This is a genomic window from Acetobacter senegalensis (genome assembly GCF_001580995.1).
Taxonomy (GTDB): Bacteria; Pseudomonadota; Alphaproteobacteria; order Acetobacterales; family Acetobacteraceae; genus Acetobacter; species Acetobacter senegalensis.
The window spans coordinates 18,170-40,580 of the sequence record NZ_LHZU01000133.1 but is presented as its reverse complement, the minus strand read 5'-3'; the positions used below and the strand labels follow the sequence as shown (position 1 = coordinate 40,580).

Below are 22,411 nucleotides of genomic sequence, written 5' to 3'. Positions count from 1 at the left end.
TGAAATTCCAGTCCGCACTAAAGATCAGAGATAACCGGCAACACGAAGCCGTTCAAAGGCATCTTCGGACTCATGGTCCATGGCACGGCCTGCGCGCTCAGATGTGCGGGTGGTTTCAAGCTCGGCGATAACTTCAGCAACCGTGGCTGCGTTACTTTCCACCGGATTTGTAATGTCCTGATCGCCCAGAGAACGATAGCGCTTGCCGTCTTTGGCAAAATACAGATCAACCAGCGGAATGCCTTCGCGTTCAATGTAGCGCCAGATATCAATCTCACGCCATGAAAGCAGAGGATGGACGCGGATATGCATCCCTTCTTCATGCGGGGTGGCATACTGGTCCCAGAATTCGGGAGGCTGGTTGCGGATATCCCATTTATGGCTGGCACCGCGCGGACTGAACACACGTTCCTTGGCACGCGTGCCCTGTTCATCACGCCGAATTCCAGCAATCACGCCCTGCAGATGATGCTTTTCAATCATCGCAGCAAGGCCAGCCGTTTTACGAGCAGCGGAACGCGCGGCCGGCGGCAAAGAAGGGTCCATGTCTTCTACAGGCGGGCAGGTGCCCAAAAGCAGATCCAGATCCCATTTCTTGGCGTATTCATCACGGAACGCATACATTTCCGGAAATTTTTTGCCCGTATCCACATGCATGACAGGAAACGGCACACGCCCAAGAAACGCCTTTTTGGCAAGCCAGACCATAACATTGGAATCCTTGCCCAGAGACCACAACATGGCCAGGGGGCGAAGCTTGCGATAGGCTTCCCGAAGAATAAAGACGCTTTGCGCCTCAAGCTGATCAAGATGGTCCATGTTACGATCAAAACCCGTTTCTAGAAAAATAGATGTGAACCTGGAGTGGTGGAAAAAGGCGCATCAACCTGCCGTATGGATGCCGCATTCCGTTTTAGAAAGTCCGGCCCAGCGTCCTGCACGCGCATCTTGGCCTGCGCCCACGGGATGCGTGCAGGGTGCACAACCAATGGAAGGATAACCTTGGGCGACCAAAGGATGAGGCGGTAAGCCGCGCCGTGCCATTTCCTCAGTGATTTCTGCACCCGTCCAAGCTGCAAGAGGATTAAGCCGCACCTGCCCATCGGCTTTTTCCTCAACAACAGGTAGTGCCGCGCGGGTGGACGCCTGACCGCGCTTTCGGCCCGTCACCAACACAGCATAGGGCAGGGAGGCCGCATCAAGCGGTTCGACCTTGCGCAACTGACAGCAAGCATCCGGGTCAAACGCCCACAATTCTCCGGTGGGGTCTCGCGCTTCAAGCGCCGCTTTCTGAGGCTTTATGTCCTGCACATTAGTCAGCCCCAAAAAGCGAGCCAACTCGGTACGGTAAGCCAGCGTTTCGGGAAAATGTTTTCCTGTTTCCAGAAACAGCACAGGCATATCAGGCGCTGCTTCCGCCACAAGCGCAAGAAGCAACGCAGATTCCGCACCGAAGGAAGAGAGAACCGCAATTCTGTCTTTGAGAAGCCGAAAGGCTGACCGCAAAAGTTTGACAGGGTCATCTTCCTCTGCACGCAGCATGGAGAGAACCTGTGGTTCAACAGACATAAAAGCACTTTCCAAAAAAGCCATTGATTGCCGTGCCCGCCCTCAATTACACACGAAAACGAGCATCTTCAAGGACAATCCACACAAAATGAACGCGAAATTTGCATCCAAGCCATACATAAGGCTCAAGGCACATTTAAACTCGCGCCACACAAACCACATTATTTTTTCGTGATATATCCCTTAGCCTGCCACGGAGCACCCACAACCCAAACAGCCTTTACTGTTGTTCCGCAGATAGATCCCATTGCTGATGTGGATAGCCGCAGCAACGGTTGGCAGAACGGTTTTTGTGAGAAATCTGCCAGAAACCGAAAATATCAAACACAGAGCAAAGGCAGTCAAAACCATAGATTTAAAGCCGGGAGCGCTACCGGGATCCACCTCCGCCACCATTTAGTTGGCATAATATATCTTATGCGATTTTTATGTGCGCTTTAAAATACGCTCTAATGGTTGGCACAGTCTTTGCCTCACGGCTCTGCACAGTCCCTGCCATCATCCTCCCTCCCGAAGTCAGATGGCTGCAGGACTGTTCTGCTACCTAATGATTACTGAACTGGCGGCTTCGGATTATCACGACGGAACAGTGCCCATTCTTCCATCACGGTTCCGTCCGGCAGATGGCAAAAATTTACCTGCCCTTTCTGGTCATCGTGCTGGGCGGTCAACGTGCCGCCTTTTTTGGTGCAATAAAGCGTGGCTGGATTAGGCATCCGTAACGGCCGCACCCGCTGTGTTGAGCGATCTTCATGGTGTGGTGTCTGGCAACCAGCCAGCATGCCAAGCGTGCTCACCATCAGCGCTGCCTGCATTGTACGTTGGAAAATCTGCTTCATGACCTGATTATCCTGTTCAATTTCTTACAGAATGGTACGGCCAAAAGCAGGTCTCTTCCCCCGCTCCTATTCCGACCCGTATCGCGTGTTGTTGCCCTAAAATTCAAGACTTGTCATGCCTGTTCTCAACCCCATGCCGGGACAACACATCGACAACCCAGTCTGCAAAAACCTGAATCCGGCGGGAAAGATGTTTTCTGTGAGGATAAACCAGTGCCAGCGGCAAGGTCTCTGCCTGATAATCAGGCAAAACTTCAACCAGACGTCCCGCCTGCAAATCTGCCTTAACATCATAGGCTGGCACCTGTATCAGGCCCAAGCCAGCCAGACAGCACGCAATCAACGCTTCGGCACTGTTCACTGTTACCCGCCCAGCCATTTCGTGTCTGTGCAGTCCGTGAACTTCGTCCACCCATTCCCATGCCTCCATGCGCCCGGTGCCGGGAGAAGCATAATGCACTTCTTTATGATGAATCAGATCTTCGGGCACCATCGGGCAGCCATACCGCGCCAGATAAGCAGGACTGGCCACATTCACCAACGGAAGTTCCGCAATTTTACGGGCGATCAGGCTGGAATCCTGCAAAGGCCCAACACGCAGAACACAATCCACACCATCTTCAACCAGATTGATGGGCCGATCCGTTACGCCCAGTTCAATATCGATATCCGGATAGCGATCAAGAAATTCAGGCAATGCAGGCGCCACAACAAGCCGCCCTATCCGCCCCGGCATGTTGACCCGCAATAACCCACGCGGGCTGACGTGATTCTGCCTGAACAGATTTTCCACATCCTCCACCTCCACGATCAGCCTTACACACTGGTCGTAAAAGGCCTGTCCGTCAGGCGTGGCGGAAACCGAACGCGTCGTCCGTGCCAGCAACCGAACCCCTACCCGTTGCTCCAGCATCTGAATGGCTGTGGAGACACTGGAGCGGGGCATTCCCAGAAAATCTGCCGCCTTTGAGAAGCTTCCTGTCTCCACAACGCGCGTAAAAATCCGGAACAGATCAATCCGATCCATACCCTTCTCCAGAACTCGATGATTGTCCTGTTTTTACGACATATGTTGTCGAAAATTACAAATTTATTCGCCTAATGCCGACCAATATTATTGCCCTCAGTCTTGTGGCTGTCACTCATGCACAAAACAGGAGATACATTATGGTTGACCATTCTCTTCGCGGAAAAACAGTTCTCATCACCGGAGGCGCCAAAAATCTTGGTGCCTTGATTGCACATGATCTGGCTGCCCATGGTGTAGGCGCCATTGCTATTCATTATAATAGTGCCGCCACAAAAGCCGATGCTGACAAAACGCTGACAACGTTAACGCAGACAGGCGTCAAAGCCGTAGCATTTCAGGCAGATCTCACAACGGCAGCCGCAACAACAAAGCTGTTTGCGGATACTATTGCCGCGATTGGCAAGCCCGATATCGCTATCAACACCGTTGGCAAAGTTCTCAAAAAACCGATTGCGGAGACAACTGAGGCTGAATTTGACGAGATGTTTGCCGTCAACACGAAGGCTGCCTATTTCTTCCTGAAAGAAGCAGGCCTTCACCTGAAGGACAACGGCAAGATCGTCACGCTTGTGACGTCTCTTCTGGGTGCCTACACGCCCTTTTACTCTACCTATGCAGGCTCAAAATCCTCGGTGGAGCACTTTACCCGTGCTGCGTCCAAGGAATTTGGCGCACGTGGCATTTCCGTAAACGCCATTGGGCCTGGCCCCATGGATACGCCGTTTTTCTACGGGCAGGAAGCGCCTGACGCTGTAGCCTATCACAAATCCGCCGCGGCCCTTTCGCCTTTCAGCAAAACCGGCCTGACGGATATTGAAGATGTCGTGCCGTTTGTTCGCACGCTGGTTTCTGATGGATGGTGGATGACGGGACAGACCATTCTGGTTAACGGCGGTTACACAACAAAATAAACCCACACCGCTTGCAGGAAGAAGGTTTTTGTCTCCCAAAAGCCTTCTTCTCGGGGTTGGCTTTTTCATAGAGATATCAGGAAGACCGATCCAGAAATCGGCCTCTGGGTTTTAGTGACTGAAACAGCCCAGTTTTGAAGCGATATACGAGCCAAGCCCCCTAAAAGCCCGTGTCGGCTACCTCCAACAGCCCAGCAGGCCAACTTGCTCGGCATTTGAATCCGCTATTTCAAACGCCGTTTGAACCAGCAGCATGTGAGGATGGGCAAAGATTTTTTTTAGACCCAAAAAACCGATCTGAAAGCACGATGTGACCAGCGGGACAACAATCCGGTGTGTTCCGCCACAAGCTTCTCAGTAGTCCGACCATACTGATTTTTCGAGACACCTTCTTAATTGGAAGAAATCCCGTCTCCCTCAGAATGACTCACGCTGGCGTTCAGGCTGCAAAGCAGATATGATGTTATCTTTATATCATAAAAAATCCGGTTTCTCACATGCCCGATGGTTCTTCTCCTGTTTCCCGTCCCTCCTCCGCCATGTCTGCGTCCGGCGTAACTGGCGTTGATATTCGTCATGACTGGACAGTAGCTGACATTCAGGCTCTGCTGGAGCTGCCATTCCCTGAACTTATGTTCCGGGCCCAGACTATTCACCGGGCCAGTTTTGACCCGACAGATATCCAGATTTCCACCCTTCTTTCCATCAAGACTGGCGGCTGTCCGGAAGATTGCGCTTATTGCCCGCAGAGTGCGCGGCATGAAAAAAGCGTTAAAGCCGATCGCCTGATGGCTGTGGAAACCGTATTGGCAGAAGCCCGCAAGGCGCGTGATGCCGGGGCAAGCCGCTTCTGCATGGGGGCCGCATGGCGTTCCCCCAAAGAGCATGATCTGGAAACCGTCTGTGCCATGGTGGAAGGTGTCAAGGATCTGGGGCTGGAAACGTGCGTCACTCTCGGCATGCTGGATTCCGCGCAAGCCGGAAAACTCAAGGATGCGGGGCTGGATTACTACAACCACAATCTGGACACCTCCCCCGAATTTTACGGTGAGATTATCAGCACCCGCACTTATCAGGATCGCTTGGATACGCTGTCCCATGTGCGTGATGCCGGCATCAATGTCTGTTGCGGTGGTATTGTTGGCATGGGCGAAAACGAGACGGATCGGGCTGGCCTGATTGCCGCGCTTGCTACCCTCCCCACCCATCCTGAAAGCGTGCCCATCAATCTGCTGGTGCGCGTAAAAGGTACTCCGCTGGGCGAAGCCGAAGAGATTGATCCGCTCGACTTTGTGCGCATGATTGCCGCAGCGCGCATCACCATGCCCAAAAGCCGCGTTCGTCTTGCTGCGGGCCGTGAAAACATGAGCGATGAAACGCAAACCCTCTGTTTCCTGGCGGGAGCCAACTCCATTTTTTATGGGGAACGGCTACTGACCACTCCCAACCCGCAGGCTCAGCGTGATCGGGTTCTGCTTGATCGCCTGGGTATGCACACAACAGGGATTGGTCTGGACGCAGTTCAGGCCTGAGCTGCACCTGACCTTTTAAAACAATGACTTACTCCGTAAAGGAAATGTTCCTCACCCTTCAGGGAGAAGGAGGACAGGCTGGTCGTGCGGCCGTGTTCTGCCGCTTTACCGGGTGCAATCTGTGGACCGGGCGTGAGGAAGATCGCGCCAAGGCCACGTGCCAGTTCTGCGATACGGACTTCATTGGCACCGATGGTTCCGGCGGTGGGAAATTTGAAAACGCTGATGCCCTGGCAGATGCGATTGCGAGCCTGTGGCCTGACAAACCTGTTTCACGTTCCGTACCAGGGTTGGTAGTCTTTACGGGAGGAGAACCCCTCCTCCAGCTTGATACCCCTTTGATTGATGCCATGCACCAACGAGGCTTTAAGATCGCAGTTGAAAGCAATGGCACTGTCGCAGCACCTGACGGGATAGACTGGCTGTGCATCAGCCCCAAAGCCGGCGCACCGCTTGAACAGCAGCACGGAACTGAGCTCAAGCTGGTTTTCCCGCAATCGGGACTTGATCCCGCTACGCTGGAAAATCTCGACTTCTCACATTTCTGGCTTCAACCCATGGACGGGCCAGAGCAAAGCGCCAATATACAGGCTGCCATTCGCTACTGTATGGCGCACCCCAAATGGGGTCTTTCTCTTCAGACCCACAAGCTGACCGGTATTCCCTGATCCATGGCCTTCCCTCTCAACGCTCAAAAAGAATCAGCTCTTGTTCTGTTTTCTGGCGGACAGGATTCCGCAACCTGTCTGGCGTGGGCGCTGGCCCGCTTCGGCCGTGTGGAAACCATGGGGTTTGATTATGGCCAGCGCCATGCGGTGGAACTGGAATGCCGCGAAGCACTGCGTGAAGGCATGCGGGCTCAAAATCCGGTTTGGGCTGAACGTTTGGGCATGGATCACACTCTGGCCCTCGGCGCGCTTGGCGATATCTCGGAAACAGCACTGACCCGCGATGCTGAAATCGCTATGGCTGAAGGGGGCCTGCCCAACACCTTTGTGCCGGGCCGGAACATCATCTTTCTGACCTTTGCCGCGGCCCTCGCAGCCCGGCGCGGCATCCGGCATATTGTCACCGGGGTATGTGAAACCGACTATTCCGGCTATCCGGATTGCCGGGATGACACCATAAAAGCCGTTCAGGTAGCCCTGAATCTGGGGATGGATGCGCGCTACGTGTTGCACACCCCGTTGATGTGGATCAACAAGGCTGAAACATGGAAACTGGCTGAGGAACTGGGGGGCGATGATCTTGTCACCCTGATTAACCGTGAAAGCCATACCTGTTATCTTGGAGAACGCACAGCGCTCCACGCGTGGGGCCATGGCTGCGGAAAATGCCCAGCCTGTGATCTCCGCCGTGCGGGATGGGAAGACTATGAAGCGGAGAAGGCTCATGCCTGATCTGGTTTTTACCCGCCGCTTTTCCATGGGCCACCGGCTTATTCATGGTGCCAGCGAGTCCTGTGCTCTGCCTCATGGGCATAATGAATTCGTAACTGTAAAATTATCCCCTACCCACCAGACCCGTCTGGATGGCAAAGGCAATATGCCTGTTTCGTTCCAGAAAGCCAAAAGCACTTGGCACCGTTTTGTAGACGAAAAACTGGATCATGCTTTGCAACTGGCAGAAGATGACCCGCTTCTGGGGTGGTTTCAGGCCCATGAACCGGAGCGTGCACGCCGCATTGTGGTAACGCCTGGCGACCCCACCACGGAACTAATGGTCTGCCTGATGATGGCGAAGATCAACGCCTTTCTGCGGGCAGAAGGAGATATGCTCCGCTGCACGGAGCTCTCCTTACAGGAAACCCCGACAAACACGGTCACATTCAGCGGGAATCCCGACGAAATCATTCCCATGATCCGCCCTCCGGCTGAATGCTGGTGGCAGCGGGCTGACATGAGTATTTCGGACGCAACCTGAAACCAGCGTCAACAGAATTTGCTGCGCTGTCTGTCTTCGAGGCTGCGCGAACAATAAGCTGCAGAGAGTTAGCGAGGAATTTCCGAGGCTAAAAAGATAGACTTTAAGACCCAACGCTTAGCACTCAGGACAATACTCCCACGCGCGTGACCTCAAAAAAGCCGTTCCAGTCCAGCGGGCTCGGACAGGCTTTCTCAAATAGCCTCTCATCTGTCAGAGGCATTCTCAAGACAGGGTAACCCAGCCGGACCCCGTTCCACGCCATCCTCTTTGCCGAGGATTTTGGAAATTCAAAGCTGGCTCGTTTGCCGGACTGAAAACCAGCCAAGAAACCCTCTTTTTACCCATATGGTCTCATATACGGGGGCGGCTGGTTCGAAAAACCCTATCTGAACTTTTCTATCACTAGAAATATCAATAGGTTGCACTTTCGATATAATCGGAAAAGGAGGGGCTTTCGATCCCTCCGGATAGATACCCCTGAACCTATTCCATTCTTTGTCAGCTAAAAATTAGTCTGGGCTCTGTTAGCAGGTGACCCAGACATTTTGGCTGTTCTCTATTCTTTCAGATTCAGGACTGTGGTGGTTTTATCGCGAAGCTGAGTGCACAGTTCGGGATTATCGGCCAGCTTCTGCCCGAAAGACGGAATGATTTCCTTCAGCTTGGCATCCCATTCCGGCAACTTGTCTGCAAAGCATTTTTTCAGCACCGTCAACATAATGGGCGCCGCAGTGGATGCACCGGGAGAAGCGCCCAGCAATGCCGCAACGGAACCATCCTGACTGGCAATAACTTCGGTGCCGAACTGCAGCACCCCACCCTTTGTGGCGTCTTTCTTGATGATCTGCACACGCTGGCCTGCTGTCACCAGTTCCCAGTCTTCAGACCGGGCTTCAGGCACAAAATCCCTCAGGGCGTTTATACGTTCACTATTAGACTGCAAAACCTGCTGGATCAAATATTTAGTCAGCGGCCAATTATCCTTCGCCACGGCCAGTATGGCACCGATATTGTTGGATTTTATGGACAGGGGCAGATCCAGCAAAGATCCGTTTTTCAGGAAACGGGTGGAGAACCCTGCATAGGGCCCAAACAGGAGTGCCCGCTGACCATTGATCATCCGGGTATCAAGATGCGGGACAGACATGGGCGGAGCCCCGACTGAGGCCTTGCCATATACCTTTGCATGATGCTGGGCGATGATATCCGGGTTCTTGCAACGCAGAAACTGCCCGCTGACCGGGAAGCCACCAACACCACGGGATTCCGGAATACCCGTCTTCTGGAGCAGAGGAAGCGCGCCACCACCGCCGCCAATAAATACGAACTTGGCGCTGACGGTACGTTGTGTGTTCAGGCGTAAATCCTGAACCTGAACACGCCAGCGTCCATCCTTCCCCTGTTTGATATCCTGAACTTCGTGTTTGGTATGCAATGTGCAGGCTGGAGTGCTGGCCAAATATCCGAACAGCAGGCGCGTCAAGGCTCCAAAATTCACATCCGTGCCGTTCAGGCTCCGGGTTACAGCCAGTTTCTGGCCAGCGGGCCTATTTTTCATGGCCAACGGCATCCACTGCGCCATCTGCGCGGGGTCTTCCGAATATTCCATGCCTTCAAACAACGGATGCGCACTCAGGGCTTCATACCGCTTCTTCAGAAAGCTGACATTCGCATCGCCCCATACAAAGCTCATATGCGGCACGGGCGTAATGAAGTCACGTGGGGTAGCAATAATCCCCTGCTCTACCAGATACGCCCAGAACTGACGGGAAATCTGAAAGGATTCGTTAACGGCAACAGCCTTGCTGATATCCACGCTGCCGTCAGCCTGCTGCGGGGTGTAATTGAGTTCGCACAACGCGGAATGGCCGGTGCCCGCATTGTTCCAGGCATCCGAGCTTTCTTCCGCCACGTTATCCAGGCGTTCAAAAATACTAATACTCCAGTCTGGCTGAAGCTGTCTAAGAAAAGCCCCGAGCGTGGCGCTCATTACGCCTCCACCAATCAGGACGACATCAACGGAAGAAGAGGTATCGGTCGTGGTGGAACTCATCATGGTCTCCGAATTGGTCAGCCCTGTCCTGTTTTGTCCGCACAAAAAGAACAGTGCCGGAAAGCATTTCCGAATGCAGCGCTTCCTGCCATGACGCAAGTGCAGAGGCAGACGGAGCCGCACCTATGGGAGAGTCATATGCCACACCTTCACTGCAAACATCTTCTCATCTCTGCGAGAGCGGAGCAGCATTGCACTGAACCCCCGCGTATTGCGCACGTTCACACCGCGACCCGTCAACGCGTATTGCAAAGGAAGATGATATGGCGATCAAGAAATTCGGCACTGCCCATTGGGAAGGTCCCATCAAGGAAGGCAAAGGCACAGTTTCTACAGAAAGTCAGGCTTTGAACCAGCAGCCTTATGGCTTTAATACACGCTTTGAAGGCAAACCCGGCACCAATCCGGAAGAATTACTGGGCGCGGCCCACGCTGCCTGCTTCTCCATGGCGCTTTCCCTTCTTCTGGGTGACGCGGGGCTTACGGCGAAATCCATCGACACAAAGGCCGAGGTCAGCCTGAATAAAGCGGCTGACGGTTTTGAAATTGACGCCATTGCCCTGACACTCAAGGCTGACGTTCCTGGTGCATCCAAGGAACAGTTTGAAGAACTGGCTAACAAAGCCAAGACAGGCTGCCCTGTCTCCAAACTGTTCAAAGCAACAATTACGCTGGATGCGACACTGGTCGCCTGATCAGCCGATCTGGCCTCGGTGCCGCAAAAGATGGTCTGCCAATACGCAGGCCATCATCGCTTCTCCAACCGGCACAGCACGAATACCCACACAGGGATCATGCCGCCCTTTGGTGATGACGTCTTTTTCCTGTCCATCACGCGTGATGGAAGGAACTGGGGTCAGCATGGAACTGGTGGGCTTGACTGCAAACCGCGCCACTATCGGCTGCCCGCTGGAAATGCCTCCCAGAATGCCGCCTGCATGATTAGCCCCAAACGCCACTTTCCCGTTTTCCATGAAAAGCGGATCAGCATTTTCCACACCAGTCAGGGCAGCGGCGGCAAAGCCGTCACCAATTTCCACTCCCTTAACGGCGTTAATACTCATCAGTGCCGCAGCAAGGTCTGAATCCAGTTTCCCGTAAACAGGAGCTCCCAGACCTGCTGGCACGTTTTCAGCGACGACTTCAATCACCGCCCCAATGGAAAGACCGGCTTTACGGATACCGGAAAGGTATTCTTCCCATTCCGGAACAACCGCAGCATCGGGGCAGAAAAAGGGGTTACGCTCCACCTCCTCCCAGTCCCACCGGCTCCGGTCAATTTTGTGCGGACCAAGCTGAACCAGCGCGCCGCGCACACGAATATCATCCCCCAGAAGACGCCGGGCGATTGCTCCGGCCGCCACACGGCAGGCTGTTTCACGCGCGGAGGACCGTCCCCCTCCGCGATAGTCACGAATACCGTATTTCAGATCATAGGTCAGATCTGCATGACCGGGGCGGTAGGTCTGGGCAATATCACCATAATCCCGTGACCGCTGATCCGTATTTTCAATCAGCAGGGAAATAGGGGTACCTGTGGTCTGCCCTTCAAACACGCCAGACAGAATACGCACCGCATCGGGCTCACGCCGCTGGGTGGTAAAGGCGGATTGCCCCGGCCGCCGACGGTCCAGAAAAGGCTGGATATCAGCTTCTGTCAGCGCCAGACGCGGCGGGCAGCCATCCACGACACAGCCAATGGCCGGTCCATGGCTTTCCCCCCATGTGGTAACACGAAACATCTGGCCAAAGGTGTTGTAGGACACGGTTTTACTTAGTCCCCAGCGACGGAAATATCAGGTGCGGTCGGATTTTTCATGCCCACCATGTGGTAGCCACTATCCACATGATGAACTTCACCCGTCACGCCGGAAGAAAGGTCTGAAAGCATGTAGAGCCCGGCTCCCCCCACTTCTTCAAGAGCCACATTGCGTTCCAGCGGCGCGTTATACTGGTTCCATTTGAGGATATAACGGAAATCACCAATACCACTGGCAGCAAGGGTCTTGATTGGGCCAGCAGAAATGGCGTTTACCCGAATGGCATCCTTGCCCAGATCAGCCGCCATATAACGCACGGAGGCCTCAAGAGCCGCCTTTGCGACACCCATCACGTTGTAATGTGGCATCACACGCTCGGCCCCCAGATAGCTCAGGGTAAGCAGAGAACCGCCATTTTTCATCAGACGCGCTGCACGCTGTGCAACGGCGGTGAAGGAATAGCAGGAGATATCCAGCGCCGTCAGAAACGCATCCCGCGGGGTGTCCACATACCGGCCACGCAGATATTTTTTATCTGCCCAGCCAATAGCGTGCACCACAAAATCCAGCTCACCCCATTCCTGTTCAAGCTTTGTGAATACGGCATCAATAGCTGCATCATCAGTCACATCGCATGGCAGCACCAGGGATGCGCCAATGCTTTCGGCCAGAGGTGTCACGCGCTTGCCCAGAGCTTCACCCTGATAGGTAAAGGCCATTTCCCCGCCCTGTGCTGCCACTGCGCTGGCAATTCCCCATGCGATGGAACGATCATTGGCCACCCCCATGACCAACCCTTTTTTACCCTGCATCAGCGTACCCTTTGCGGGCAATGTGGTGTCATGAGACGACATGCTGCAAACCTCGACCTATCTGTTTACGAATGTGCAAGAACTTTAAGTCGGGTGGTCGCATACCCGCACGGACTAAACAAGACCTTGCGTTCGTCCTTTGGCTGAAAACCTGCCCGTCTGCCACATACCTGCTGATTACACAGGGAAAATGAAAACTGTTGGGCACTCTACTCAACCGCATTTCCCTGGTTTCTCAAGAAAAGCAGACCGCTGGCAGTAATCGCCTCTCCTCACCCTCCCCCATTAGCAGTATGAAAACAGAAACGGGCTCGCACCCTTTGACTATCCGATGCGAGACAAAGAGGACAGCATGACCGAACAGACACTTATCGATCTGAACGCAGACCCATTTGAGCTCTTTTCCGCATGGATGAAAGAAGCCGAAAAAACCGAGCCCTCTGACCCCAACGCCATGGTGTTGGCCACCAGCACGCCCAATGGCCATCCCTCCGCACGTATCGTTCTCCTGAAGGGCATGGATCGGCGTGGTTTCGTTTTTTACACCAACCAGCACAGCCGCAAGGGCGAGGAACTGGCCGCAGACCCTAATGTTGCCTTGCTGTTCCATTGGAAGAGTCTGCGGCGACAGATCCGGATTGAAGGAACGGTCACATCGGTAACACCCGAGGAAGCCGATGCTTATTTTGCGAGTCGAAGCAGGATATCACGGCTGGGGGCCATTGCCTCTGACCAGTCCCGCCCCTTGGCTGACCGTTCCATTTTTGAAGCACGCCTGAAAGCGGCTGAAGAACAGTATGGAGAGGGTGATATTCCGCGTCCGGTCAACTGGTCCGGGTACCGAGTGGCCCCTGCTGCGTTTGAGTTTTGGCAAGAGCGCCCTTACCGGCTGCATGATCGGGCCAGATGGACACCCGATGGAAATGAATGGAATGTAACCCGGCTGTATCCTTAACAGCCGTTTTATGACAGCGTTGAATGAGAGATGGGGACATAAAAAGAATGAAAGACGTTAGAAAAATACTGCTTCCCTTGCCCAGCATCTCAAATGGTGAAGCGGCTCTGATACGCGGTTATAATTTTGCCCGCCGGTTTGGGGCGCACCTTGCCGTGCTGCATGTCCGTCCAGACGGACGAGACATTGCGCCTATGGCAGGCGAAGGACTTTCAGGCGCCATGGTGGAAGACCTGATGCGCTCCGCAGAGCATGAAAGCGCTCGCCACGCGCACGAAGTGCACCAGCTTTTTGAGCAGTTTGCCGCCACCCATCCGGATATTCAGGTTGTGCCGCCACGCTCTCCCTTCCCATGGGATGAGCCAAGCATGAGCTTCAATATTCTCTCCGGCGCGGAAAGTGAGATCGTGCCGGCCCACGCACGGCTTTCTGACTTTACGCTGGTCCCTCACCCGGATTCAGGAGAAGAAGTTTCTTCCTCCGAAACCCTGCATGCCGTCCTGTTTGACAGCGGGCGCCCCGTTGTCATCGCGCCGCGCACTCCACCGCAGGGCCTTATCAAACGGGTCTGTATCGGCTGGAATGGCACTGCGGAATCTTCCTCGGCACTGCGCGGAGCATTGGCCTGGGCACTGACCGCGGACGCTGTACGTGTGCTGCATTGTGAGGATTATCAGCGCCGCGGCCCCAAAGCGCGGGATGTGCTGGATTACCTGTCTTTCCATGGTATCAAGGCAGATGCGGTTGCCTTCAACCCGGTAGATCGGGATGTTGGCAAAGGGCTTCTGGCCGCCTGCAAGGATTTCGATGCGGACATGCTGGCCATGGGCGCGTATTCCCATTCCCGCCTGCGCCAGCTTATTCTGGGCGGCGTAACCCGTCATGTTCTGGAACATGCGGACCTCACCGTTCTGATGAGCCGCTAACCCGGCGAGCATAATACTGCGTCTCGTTCCCTCCCTTTTACGGGATGGACGAGAGGCAGGAAAAAGAGAGAAAAGCGGCCATAGTTCAGGAGCAGGAAACAGACGCTCGCGCGGAAATGGGCGCAGGCTCATCCACGCTCAGGGTCATACCATCCCATGCTGGCTCCATGGTATCTGGCAGATTATTTTTCATCCAACGCCAGTCCATATCCGTTCCCATATGGGTTAGAATGGTTCGCCGCGGTTGAAGGATATCCTGCCATTCTACAACCCGTTCCAGCCATGCGTGAGCGCTGTGGGGTTTTTGCTGGAAGCAATCGACAATCCACGTCTCAACCCCGGCCAAGGCAGCCAGAGATTCCGGACCGAGCTCAACCACATCCGTGCTGTAGGCAAAATTTCCACACCGCAATCCGCTGGAATGGATACGGCCATGAACCTGCTGAAATACGGTAAAAAGATAGCCTGCCATTTCAAACTGTCCCTGCTCTGGAACAGGACAGGCCTCAACAACCGCACGAAAAAATTCAGGTGATGTCCATGGTTTGAAGACGTAATCAAACCGCGTCTGGATTTCATCAAGCACCGAAGCCGCGCCATAAGCCTTGATTGGCTGCCGGATAATACGATTGATCCCACGTACTTCGTCCAGCCCCGCGATATGGTCTGCGTGAGCGTGGGTATAAAAAATGGAACGAAAAGCCTTGATGCCGTTTGTCAGAAGCTGAGCCCGGATATCCGGGCTGGTGTCCACCAGTATATTTTCGCCGTTTCCCATCTCCAGGAAAATAGAGGCACGGGAGCGACGGTTTTTCGGCTCCGCTGGGTCACAGCGCCCCCAGATGCCGTGCCCATCTTCTCCTCCCAGCATCGGCACACCAGCCGAGCCGCCACACCCCAGAATGGTGACCTTCATTTCTCCCGGCCTCTCCCCACTCATGCCGCCTTACGGAACAGCCGATAAAAATTTTCAGTGGTCATGCGCGTGAAGTCGGCCATTTCCTGACCCCGAACCTCTGCAATACAGGCTGCGGTATAGGCCACATACGCGGGCTCATTCTTTTTACCCCGCCGCGGCACAGGAGCCAGATAAGGAGAATCTGTTTCCACCAGAATCCTGTCAGCCGGCAGGGTACGGGCTACCTCACGGAACTCACCGCATTTCGGAAACGTCGAAATACCGGAGAAACTGACATATCCTCCCAGATCGACAACACACTGGGCCAGTGCGGCGCTGGAAGCAAAACAGTGCAGCAGAATAGGGAATGCCCCAACCTCTGTTTCTTCCCGGAGGATCTGCGCAATATCCTCATCCGCCTGGCGCGCGTGGATGATGATCGGCACATTCAACTCGCGGGCCGCCCCAATATGCTGCCGAAAGCTCTCCTGCTGAAGGGGGCGCACGCTTTCTTCCCCATGGAAATAATCCAGACCACTCTCGCCGATCCCGATTACTTCCGGGGCATCTGCACATGCCACAATCGCCTGCACGGAGGGCACGGGCTCTTCCTCAACATGGTCTGGATGCGTGCCCACACTGCACCACACGCGCACGTCAGGCGTGCTGAACTGTGTCAGTGCTTTTTGCTGGTCAGCTCGTGCCAGACGCGTACCGATGGTGACCATGCCACTCACGTTCGCTTCCTTGGCTGCTGCCAGAAGCACGGGAATTTCTTCCGCCGTGAAGTGATCCAGATGGCAATGAGAATCGATCAGTCCTGCCATGGTCGAATTCATGAAGGCTCTGCCGTGGGTTCTACATAACGCGGGAAGATACCCTGTGGCGCTGGCAGCTTGCGCCCAGCAGGAAGCAGGGTTTCAAGTGCAGCGAATGTCCGCTCACCATCTTCAACCCCAAGTTGGGTCAACATGCGATCCATGCTCTGCGGCATGAACGGCTGAAGCACTGTGGCAATACCGCGCAATGCATCCAGCAGAACCCGCAGAACGTCTTTCATCCGTTCGACATCGGTTTTACGCAGCGCCCACGGAGCCTGATGATCAATGTAGGCATTGCCTGCCCGGATTACTTTCCAGACGTCTTCCAGTGCATCCGTCAATGCACAGCGTTCCAGTTGGGCGGCCATCAACTCCGGCAGCACACTCACCTGCCCCAAGAGATGGGTATCAGCTTCTGTAAGCGCCCGACGCTCTGGAATGATACCATCGCAGTTTCGGGCAACCAGAGAGAGCGTGCGCTGGCAGAGATTGCCAAGATCGTTCGCAAGTTCCACGTTGTTGCGCGTGATCAGGGACTTGCGGGAAAGATCACTGTCTCCGCCAAACGGCACTTCCCTCAGCAGGAAGAACCTGACGGCATCCACACCAAATTCTTTTGCCAGATCACGCGGATCGACCACATTGCCCAGAGATTTGCTCATCTTCTGGCCTTCAATCGTCCACCAGCCGTTCGCAAAAATCTTCTTTGGTACCTCAATACCGGCAGCCGTCAGGAAGGCTGGCCAGTAAATGGCATGGAAACGGGCAATATCCTTGCCCACCAGATGCAGATTGGCAGGCCAGAACGCAGCACGGGGCGCGTCAGGATTAGGGTAGTCCAGCGCACTCAGGTAATTGGCCAGAGCATCAAACCAGACATACATCACGTGGGCTTCATCCCCCGGCACGGGAATGCCCCATTTAAAGCTGGTGCGGCTGATGGAAAGATCGCGCAGCCCCTGCTTCACGAAGCTGACAATCTCGCGCTTGGTGCTGTTGGGGCCCAGAAATTCAGGATGACTTTCATACAGTTCCAGCAATTTGTCCTGAAATGCTGACAGCCTGAAAAAATAGGAGGGCTCCTTCACCCAATCGACAGGTGCGCCGGTAGGAGCAACTTTCTTGCCCTCCGGCCCGTCAATCAGTTCATCTTCACCGTAGAAACACTCATCCCGAAGAGCGTACCATCCCTCATACGCCCCCAGATAGATGGCACCACTTTCCGCCACTTTCTGCCAAAGAGCCTGCGCACCGGTAATATGACGCGGTTCCGTTGTGCGAATGAAGTCATCATAGGAGATGGCCATGGCATCCGCCATGTTCCGGAAATCCGCAGAAACACGGTCCACAAAAACTTTGGGGTCAATACCTGCTGCCTGTGCAGCCTGTTCCACCTTCTGGCCGTGCTCGTCCGTTCCGGTCAGAAAAAAGACCTCGTCCCCCTCCAGCCGGTGAAAACGCGCCATGACGTCCGCCGCAACGGAGGTATAGGCGTGCCCGATATGGGGGGCGCCATTCACGTAATAGATTGGGGTCGTGACATAAAAACGGCCGGTCATGCTTTACTCGCAATGGTCATGGCTTGGAGAAGAGATTCCTGTTTATCCAGATTGAAGCGTTCCGTCTCGCCCTGAAGACGCATAATGGCCTCCCAAGCCTGAGCAAGAGCATTGGACTGATTAAGCCCCTGCCGTGCGGACTGACGCGCCCTATTCTGAAGAAAATCAGATAACAGACTGAAAAATAAATTAAAACCGTCGTCTTTGCGCAAAACAGCCTCAGCAATCTGATAGGATCGACTGACAGAAACGCCCGCCACAGCTTCCTGCGCCAGATCAGCCATCTTACCGCCTTGATCCGCCAGAAGGGCAAGCGCTCTTCCGGGTGCTCCCTGCGCGCTTTCAAGCATACGGGTCATGTCAGCCGGAGAAACGTCCGGCACCTGCCGAACAATCACACTCTGCAGGCTATGCGTATCAAGGGGAGCCAGATCAAGCTTACGGCACCGACTGCGAATGGTGGGTAACAACCGGCCCGGAGCAGAACTGGTCAATAAAAGCACAGCCTGCGGAGGCGGTTCCTCCAAAATCTTCAAAAGGGCATTGGCGGCACTTCTGTTGAGCCATTCCGCACCATCCACAATCACAACGCGCCAACCTCCCTCCGCCGCTGTGCGGCGCAGGAACGCGTTAATAGGCCGAACCTCATCCGCAACAATTTCACCGCGAAACCGCTGCCGTTTCTCATCAAAACTTCGGCTAACGACCAGAAGATCCGCATGTGTTGCTGCGGAGATGCGCCGCCCTGCCGGACTATCCGCATCTTCTCCGCCCAATATAAGGCGCGCCACGCGGAATGCGAACGTCGCTTTGCCTATGCCCGGTGGCCCGGTAATAAGCCACGCATGAGGCATTCGTCCGGAAGCAAGAGCCGTGCGAAAGGCCTGCAAAGCGGCCTCATGCCCTTGCAGATACAGCGATGCAAGGCGCGGGTCCTCCTGCATGATAGTCCTTTACTGAAGACGTGCGCGAATATCTTTGACAATCATGGCATTGACCGCCTCTGGTGAGAGGCCATCCGTGCTGATACGGCGGACGCGGCCGGTATCCTGCCGGGCGATCTCCTGAAAACCCGCCAGAACCCGGGCGTGAAACCCTTCATCTGACAGTTCATAACGATCAACCGGAGCGCCCCGCGCTGCCAGCCGCAGACGAGCAACATCCCGCGGAGCTTCCAGCAGAAACGTCATGTCCGGATCACGACCCAACTGCTCCTGCAGACGAGAAATCAGGCGCAAGACATCCGGGTTTCCCTCTGCGCGGCCATAACCCTGATAAGCCAGCGTGGAATCCGTAAAACGATCACACACCACCACTTTCCCGGCTTCCAGCGCAGGCGTGATCACCTGATCAACATGATCATATCGTGCCGCAAAATGCGTTAGAATCTCCGCCCGGAGAGAGAGCGGATGTTTACCAAACAGAAGAACCTGCCGTAATTCTTCGGCTCCCGGAGAACCACCAGGTTCCCGCGTGGTCACAACATCCACACCAGCGGAGAGAAGTGCTGCCTGCAGCAGTTTAAGCTGCGTGGACTTCCCTACGCCTTCTCCTCCCTCCAGCGTAATAAACAGACCTTTACTCATGTCTTAAAGATGCAGTCTGCGGGCCGCACGCCCCAGAACACCCAGCGCAGGCACATCCTGCCCGACCACAACGGGTACCAGCGCCTGTCGACCACCCGGCAACAACACCGTCAGTTGCCCAGCAGGCTGCCCCTGCTTGAGGGGAGCAGCCAACGGTCCCTGATAATCCAGAGACACATGCGTTGAGTTGCGCCAGCCATGGGGCAACAGCATGGTGAAGTCCTGCGCCACAACCAAGGGGACTGTCTGAACCTGCCCCATCCATACGGGAGCCTGTTCTACCACATCCCCTTTGCTGAGAATTTTTGCGGATTCAAAGTTGGCGAACGCCCACCCCATCAACCGCTCGCTCTCACGGGCACGAACATTGGACGTTGGCATGCCATTCAGAGCCAGAATGACGCGACGCCCTTCCCGTTCAGACGATGCACATAGACCAAAACCACCTGCATCCGTGTGGCCAGTCTTCAGGCCATCCGCCAGTCCCTTGACCACCAGAGCATTCCGGTTTTCCTGCCGGATCTTGTTGAAGAAAAACTCTTTTTCCGAGAAATAATGATAATATTCTGGAAAATCATGGATGAGACGCAAGGCAAGATACGCAACATCGCGTGCGGACATATAGTGGCCGTCAGCAGGCCAGCCCGTTGCGTTCAAGAAATGTGAGTTAGTTAGCCCCAACTTCCCTGCCATCTCATTCATCAGGGCGACGAATTGCTCTTCCGACCCGGAGATACCTTCAGCCAACACCACGCAGGCATCATTACCAGACTGGATCACCATACCCTGGATAAGATCTTCAACAGAAACGCTCTGCCCCAATGGCACGAACATCCGTGATCCCTGCATGCGCCACGCTTTTTCGCTCACAGGCAGGGTCTGGTCCAGCTTCAGGCGGCCAGATTTCAGCATGGTGAAGGTAACGTACGCCGTCATCATCTTGGTGAGAGATGAAGGCGGCATCCGTTCATCCGCTGCCTTTTCAAGCAACGTTGCGCCGCTGTTGTAGTCCAGAATGCAGGCCCAGCGCGCTACGGTATCCACCGGCCCTACCGGCGTAATAGCGGGCGTTTCCGGCACGGGAGCAGGCTGCGTGGCCGCTGCTGCGGCAGGTGCATGCGCATGGGTCGCACCACCCCTTACCTTACGGGCAAACGCATTGAATGAATAACCAGTGGAGGCAAGGGCCGCACCCCCTGCGAGAAGAAACCGGCGAGTATGCACGTTCTTTCCTATTCGACGACAATATGAGATCCGGTTAAACCATCAGCAAGGGCATGCCTCAGGGCCACATCCGCCTCGCTTATAGTCGCAAACGGTCCGTGACGGACAGCCCACATTTTTCCCTGCTGGGTAAATGAAGGGACAACAGACGCTCCCTGACGGGCCGCCTCTCGGGCGGCAGCGTAACGGGATGTAAAATCGGCCGTCTCGACCCAGAACTGACCAGCAACAGGCATCCCCTGCCGCCATGTGGCCGGGAGATCAGACAGAACGATGGGACCACCTGCCACTGGAGCTTCTTGCGGCGCAGACTGCTGAACAGCCGGAACGGCGCGCCCGACTCTGGCCCCTGCCTTCGCTTCCTTCAACTGGGTCTGGGTTACCGTTTCCAGTGGAGCCGCATTGATCTGCAACATGGGGCCACCGGGCAGGATTTCAGCAAGATGACGGCTGGCTGCTTCATCTTCCACAATTCTTACACGCGCTGGCGCGGTTCCCATTCCCAGCAGATCTGCTGCCTTACGTGACAAGCCAAGCAGGCGACCAATTTCCTTCGGGCCCCGATCATTCAGCCGGACCGTTACTTCCCGCCCATTATCCAGATTCATCACCGTAACCACCGCAGGTAACTGCAAGGTGGGATGGCTTCCTGTCATGGTCGCGTCATCACGCACTTCACCATCCGTAGTCAGTGCTGATGCGGTCTTTTCCTGTTTCTGACGAACAGCCAAGCCTGTCGCCTGATAGGAAAAATCCTCTCTGGGATAGAACCAGGCATTTTCCACCTGCCAGCCCGACCCCACCACATAATGTACGGAAGGCTGAACCTTGGGCACCGGCCTAGAACAGGCCACAACCCCTACACAGCACAGCAGAACGGCTTTTTTCACACTATGGCACTACCTAGAAGACCGACTCCCAGAGCATAGAAGTCTGAGGGATTGTACCGGCGGATCACGTTGAAATTGTGGTAAACCATATAGGCTTCCCCACCCGCACCATCCGGGCGGATAACCGCCCCTTCCAGACCCGGCCGAGAAAAGCCTCCGCCTAACAGAGGCCTTACGCCCAAGCCCGCCCAGTAGGAGACGGGATGCACGGCAGCACGACCAATCTGGGACTGGTCCAGCGTATCAGGCACCTGCACCTGTTCGCCCCATGGCTCTCCTACCTGCCAATGACATTTGGCAAGATAGTTTGCGATAGAGGCAAAAACGTCTGCTTCATTATTCCAGATATCGCGCCGCCCGCCTGCCGGGAAACTGGCTGCGTAGCGTTCATAGGCGCTGGGCATGAACTGTGGTTGTCCCATGGCACCCGCATAGCTTCCCAACATACCGGAGGGCGTGATGTCGCCGTTATTCAGAATGTGAAGTGCCTTGAAGAGTTCGGCACGGAAAAAGCTGGATCGTCTGCCATCAAAAGCCAGAGTCGCAAGGGAATCGACCACATGGTAAGTTCCCATTCTGGTGCCGTAAGCAGATTCCAGCCCCCAGATTCCCGCAATGGCACCACGGTCCACGCCATAGGCCTGACTGATCTGGTTAAGCAGGGCCGTGCGTTGCGCAACAGCATTCTGGCCATCTGAAATTTTCTTGTCCGTGATCACCCGGTCTTTATACTGAGCCCACGTAAGGGTGAATTCCGGCTGATGGCGGTCAGCTTTCAAAACCTTGGCATTTGGTTGCGTTGTCAAAGCCAGGGCTTCATCCAGCATTGAAGCGGAAAGCCCTTGCTGGATAGCTTCCCGTCGAACACCTGCCAGAAAGGCAGCATAGCTCCCCGTTGCAGCCGGGCTGCTCACCTTTTTGACATGCTTTGCCGAAGCAGCGCTGCGGGCGAATGCAGGCACGAGCAGCGAGGACATAGTCCCACAAACAAGGGTTCTTCTTCTCAGCATCATTCACCAGTCGCGCTATGATCTATCGTTAACTGGAGCGGATATAAGCGTATTTATCCGCCTGCGCGCCATCTCTTTTTTCTGGCAGCCATATGGCTTTTCCCTTCTGC

Annotated in this window: 23 protein-coding genes; 8 read left to right on the top strand and 15 right to left on the bottom strand. The window is 55.0% G+C overall.

Going from position 1 to position 22,411, the window contains the following annotated elements:
* Positions 1–24 precede the first annotated feature (24 nt).
* The 4 genes from cysD to AD948_RS09870 form a co-directional block, all read right to left on the bottom strand.
* Positions 25–819 carry a sulfate adenylyltransferase subunit CysD gene (gene cysD / locus AD948_RS09890; protein ID WP_006557924.1) on the bottom strand — a complete coding sequence of 265 codons (795 nt, stop codon included), beginning with the start codon at positions 817–819 and terminating at the stop codon, positions 25–27.
* A 63-nt stretch (positions 820–882) separates the two neighbouring features.
* Positions 883–1,569, bottom strand: coding sequence for a phosphoadenylyl-sulfate reductase (locus AD948_RS09885; protein WP_061471797.1), 687 nt, complete (start codon positions 1,567–1,569; stop codon positions 883–885).
* Positions 1,570–2,120: 551 nt separating this feature from the next.
* A complete protein-coding gene (locus AD948_RS09875; RefSeq protein WP_050942277.1) occupies positions 2,121–2,408 on the bottom strand; it encodes a putative hemolysin in 288 nt (95 codons plus the stop codon).
* 103 nt (positions 2,409–2,511) lie between these two features.
* Positions 2,512–3,435: a LysR family transcriptional regulator gene (locus AD948_RS09870; protein ID WP_061471746.1), complete on the bottom strand. Its 924-nt coding sequence runs from the start codon at positions 3,433–3,435 to the stop codon at positions 2,512–2,514.
* Between the two features lie 140 nt (positions 3,436–3,575).
* Here AD948_RS09870 and AD948_RS09865 point away from each other — a divergent pair, with 140 nt between their 5' ends.
* From AD948_RS09865 to AD948_RS09845, 5 genes are all read left to right on the top strand, one after another.
* A complete protein-coding gene (locus AD948_RS09865; RefSeq protein ID WP_061471744.1) occupies positions 3,576–4,349 on the top strand; it encodes an SDR family oxidoreductase in 774 nt (257 codons plus the stop codon).
* Between the two features lie 497 nt (positions 4,350–4,846).
* Positions 4,847–5,881 (top strand): biotin synthase BioB, encoded by a 1,035-nt coding sequence (gene bioB, locus AD948_RS09860; RefSeq protein WP_061471743.1) that lies wholly within the window; start codon positions 4,847–4,849, stop codon positions 5,879–5,881.
* Positions 5,882–5,904: 23 nt separating this feature from the next.
* The gene (queE, locus tag AD948_RS09855; protein ID WP_058988957.1) at positions 5,905–6,549 is read left to right on the top strand and encodes a 7-carboxy-7-deazaguanine synthase; all 645 of its coding nucleotides are present in this window, start codon (positions 5,905–5,907) and stop codon (positions 6,547–6,549) included.
* Between the two features lie 3 nt (positions 6,550–6,552).
* Positions 6,553–7,281: a 7-cyano-7-deazaguanine synthase QueC gene (gene queC / locus AD948_RS09850; RefSeq protein WP_061471741.1), complete on the top strand. Its 729-nt coding sequence runs from the start codon at positions 6,553–6,555 to the stop codon at positions 7,279–7,281.
* Complete coding sequence (locus AD948_RS09845; protein ID WP_061471739.1) at positions 7,274–7,804, top strand: 6-pyruvoyl trahydropterin synthase family protein; 531 nt, start codon at positions 7,274–7,276, stop codon at positions 7,802–7,804. The genes queC and AD948_RS09845 overlap by 8 nt, the downstream gene beginning before the upstream one ends.
* Positions 7,805–8,363: 559 nt before the next feature.
* On the opposite strand, the gene AD948_RS09840 is transcribed toward AD948_RS09845, so the two are convergent.
* The gene (locus tag AD948_RS09840) at positions 8,364–9,863 is read right to left on the bottom strand and encodes a malate:quinone oxidoreductase (RefSeq protein ID WP_276325359.1); all 1,500 of its coding nucleotides are present in this window, start codon (positions 9,861–9,863) and stop codon (positions 8,364–8,366) included.
* Positions 9,864–10,123: 260 nt separating this feature from the next.
* On the opposite strand from AD948_RS09840, the gene AD948_RS09835 reads away from it, so the two are divergent.
* Positions 10,124–10,555: an OsmC family protein gene (locus tag AD948_RS09835; protein ID WP_061471737.1), complete on the top strand. Its 432-nt coding sequence runs from the start codon at positions 10,124–10,126 to the stop codon at positions 10,553–10,555.
* On the opposite strand, the gene aroC is transcribed toward AD948_RS09835, so the two are convergent.
* Entirely contained in the window at positions 10,556–11,626 is a 1,071-nt protein-coding gene (aroC, locus tag AD948_RS09830; protein WP_006557603.1) for a chorismate synthase, read from the bottom strand.
* 8 nt (positions 11,627–11,634) lie between these two features.
* The gene (fabI, locus tag AD948_RS09825; protein ID WP_006557604.1) at positions 11,635–12,474 is read right to left on the bottom strand and encodes an enoyl-ACP reductase FabI; all 840 of its coding nucleotides are present in this window, start codon (positions 12,472–12,474) and stop codon (positions 11,635–11,637) included.
* Between the two features lie 310 nt (positions 12,475–12,784).
* On the opposite strand from fabI, the gene pdxH reads away from it, so the two are divergent.
* Together pdxH and AD948_RS09815 are read left to right on the top strand one after the other, a co-directional pair.
* Positions 12,785–13,387, top strand: a complete 603-nt coding sequence (gene pdxH, locus AD948_RS09820) for a pyridoxamine 5'-phosphate oxidase (RefSeq protein WP_211264468.1) — start codon at positions 12,785–12,787, stop codon at positions 13,385–13,387.
* A gap of 47 nt (positions 13,388–13,434) precedes the next feature.
* The gene (locus AD948_RS09815) at positions 13,435–14,313 is read left to right on the top strand and encodes a universal stress protein (RefSeq protein ID WP_006557606.1); all 879 of its coding nucleotides are present in this window, start codon (positions 13,435–13,437) and stop codon (positions 14,311–14,313) included.
* 85 nt (positions 14,314–14,398) lie between these two features.
* Here the strand turns inward: AD948_RS09815 and AD948_RS09810 are convergent, their stop codons facing one another.
* The 8 genes from AD948_RS09810 to AD948_RS09775 are packed head-to-tail and all read right to left on the bottom strand — an operon-like array spanning position 14,399 to position 22,301.
* A complete protein-coding gene (locus tag AD948_RS09810; RefSeq protein ID WP_061471733.1) occupies positions 14,399–15,229 on the bottom strand; it encodes an MBL fold metallo-hydrolase in 831 nt (276 codons plus the stop codon).
* A 20-nt stretch (positions 15,230–15,249) separates the two neighbouring features.
* Positions 15,250–16,038 (bottom strand): TatD family hydrolase, encoded by a 789-nt coding sequence (locus AD948_RS09805; RefSeq protein ID WP_061471794.1) that lies wholly within the window; start codon positions 16,036–16,038, stop codon positions 15,250–15,252.
* Positions 16,039–16,046: 8 nt separating this feature from the next.
* Positions 16,047–17,591, bottom strand: a complete 1,545-nt coding sequence (gene metG, locus AD948_RS09800; protein ID WP_061471730.1) for a methionine--tRNA ligase — start codon at positions 17,589–17,591, stop codon at positions 16,047–16,049.
* On the bottom strand, positions 17,588–18,535 hold the full coding sequence (locus tag AD948_RS09795) for a DNA polymerase III subunit delta' (RefSeq protein WP_006557610.1): 948 nt from the start codon (positions 18,533–18,535) through the stop codon (positions 17,588–17,590). The genes metG and AD948_RS09795 overlap by 4 nt, the downstream gene beginning before the upstream one ends.
* Before the next feature lie 9 nt (positions 18,536–18,544).
* Entirely contained in the window at positions 18,545–19,177 is a 633-nt protein-coding gene (gene tmk / locus AD948_RS09790) for a dTMP kinase (RefSeq protein ID WP_035381801.1), read from the bottom strand.
* A 3-nt stretch (positions 19,178–19,180) separates the two neighbouring features.
* Entirely contained in the window at positions 19,181–20,401 is a 1,221-nt protein-coding gene (locus AD948_RS09785) for a D-alanyl-D-alanine carboxypeptidase family protein (protein WP_061471727.1), read from the bottom strand.
* Positions 20,402–20,409: 8 nt separating this feature from the next.
* Complete coding sequence (locus tag AD948_RS09780; RefSeq protein ID WP_061471725.1) at positions 20,410–21,291, bottom strand: septal ring lytic transglycosylase RlpA family protein; 882 nt, start codon at positions 21,289–21,291, stop codon at positions 20,410–20,412.
* Positions 21,288–22,301 (bottom strand): lytic murein transglycosylase, encoded by a 1,014-nt coding sequence (locus AD948_RS09775; protein WP_061471793.1) that lies wholly within the window; start codon positions 22,299–22,301, stop codon positions 21,288–21,290. The genes AD948_RS09780 and AD948_RS09775 overlap by 4 nt, the downstream gene beginning before the upstream one ends.
* Between the last annotated feature and the right edge of the window lie 110 nt (positions 22,302–22,411).

What these genes read in the sequence shown, in the direction of transcription:
- cysD (WP_006557924.1), bottom strand. Translation starts at nt 819, where the DNA reads ATGGACCATCTTGATCAGCTTGAGGCGCAAAGCGTCTTTATTCTTCGG.
- AD948_RS09885 (WP_061471797.1), bottom strand. Translation starts at nt 1,569, where the DNA reads ATGTCTGTTGAACCACAGGTTCTCTCCATGCTGCGTGCAGAGGAAGAT.
- AD948_RS09875 (WP_050942277.1), bottom strand. Translation starts at nt 2,408, where the DNA reads ATGAAGCAGATTTTCCAACGTACAATGCAGGCAGCGCTGATGGTGAGC.
- AD948_RS09870 (WP_061471746.1), bottom strand. Translation starts at nt 3,435, where the DNA reads ATGGATCGGATTGATCTGTTCCGGATTTTTACGCGCGTTGTGGAGACA.
- AD948_RS09865 (WP_061471744.1), top strand. Translation starts at nt 3,576, where the DNA reads ATGGTTGACCATTCTCTTCGCGGAAAAACAGTTCTCATCACCGGAGGC.
- bioB (WP_061471743.1), top strand. Translation starts at nt 4,847, where the DNA reads ATGCCCGATGGTTCTTCTCCTGTTTCCCGTCCCTCCTCCGCCATGTCT.
- queE (WP_058988957.1), top strand. Translation starts at nt 5,905, where the DNA reads ATGACTTACTCCGTAAAGGAAATGTTCCTCACCCTTCAGGGAGAAGGA.
- queC (WP_061471741.1), top strand. Translation starts at nt 6,553, where the DNA reads ATGGCCTTCCCTCTCAACGCTCAAAAAGAATCAGCTCTTGTTCTGTTT.
- AD948_RS09845 (WP_061471739.1), top strand. Translation starts at nt 7,274, where the DNA reads ATGCCTGATCTGGTTTTTACCCGCCGCTTTTCCATGGGCCACCGGCTT.
- AD948_RS09840 (WP_276325359.1), bottom strand. Translation starts at nt 9,863, where the DNA reads ATGATGAGTTCCACCACGACCGATACCTCTTCTTCCGTTGATGTCGTC.
- AD948_RS09835 (WP_061471737.1), top strand. Translation starts at nt 10,124, where the DNA reads ATGGCGATCAAGAAATTCGGCACTGCCCATTGGGAAGGTCCCATCAAG.
- fabI (WP_006557604.1), bottom strand. Translation starts at nt 12,474, where the DNA reads ATGTCGTCTCATGACACCACATTGCCCGCAAAGGGTACGCTGATGCAG.
- pdxH (WP_211264468.1), top strand. Translation starts at nt 12,785, where the DNA reads ATGACCGAACAGACACTTATCGATCTGAACGCAGACCCATTTGAGCTC.
- AD948_RS09815 (WP_006557606.1), top strand. Translation starts at nt 13,435, where the DNA reads ATGAAAGACGTTAGAAAAATACTGCTTCCCTTGCCCAGCATCTCAAAT.
- AD948_RS09810 (WP_061471733.1), bottom strand. Translation starts at nt 15,229, where the DNA reads ATGAAGGTCACCATTCTGGGGTGTGGCGGCTCGGCTGGTGTGCCGATG.
- AD948_RS09805 (WP_061471794.1), bottom strand. Translation starts at nt 16,038, where the DNA reads ATGGCAGGACTGATCGATTCTCATTGCCATCTGGATCACTTCACGGCG.
- metG (WP_061471730.1), bottom strand. Translation starts at nt 17,591, where the DNA reads ATGACCGGCCGTTTTTATGTCACGACCCCAATCTATTACGTGAATGGC.
- AD948_RS09795 (WP_006557610.1), bottom strand. Translation starts at nt 18,535, where the DNA reads ATGCAGGAGGACCCGCGCCTTGCATCGCTGTATCTGCAAGGGCATGAG.
- tmk (WP_035381801.1), bottom strand. Translation starts at nt 19,177, where the DNA reads ATGAGTAAAGGTCTGTTTATTACGCTGGAGGGAGGAGAAGGCGTAGGG.
- AD948_RS09775 (WP_061471793.1), bottom strand. Translation starts at nt 22,301, where the DNA reads ATGCTGAGAAGAAGAACCCTTGTTTGTGGGACTATGTCCTCGCTGCTC.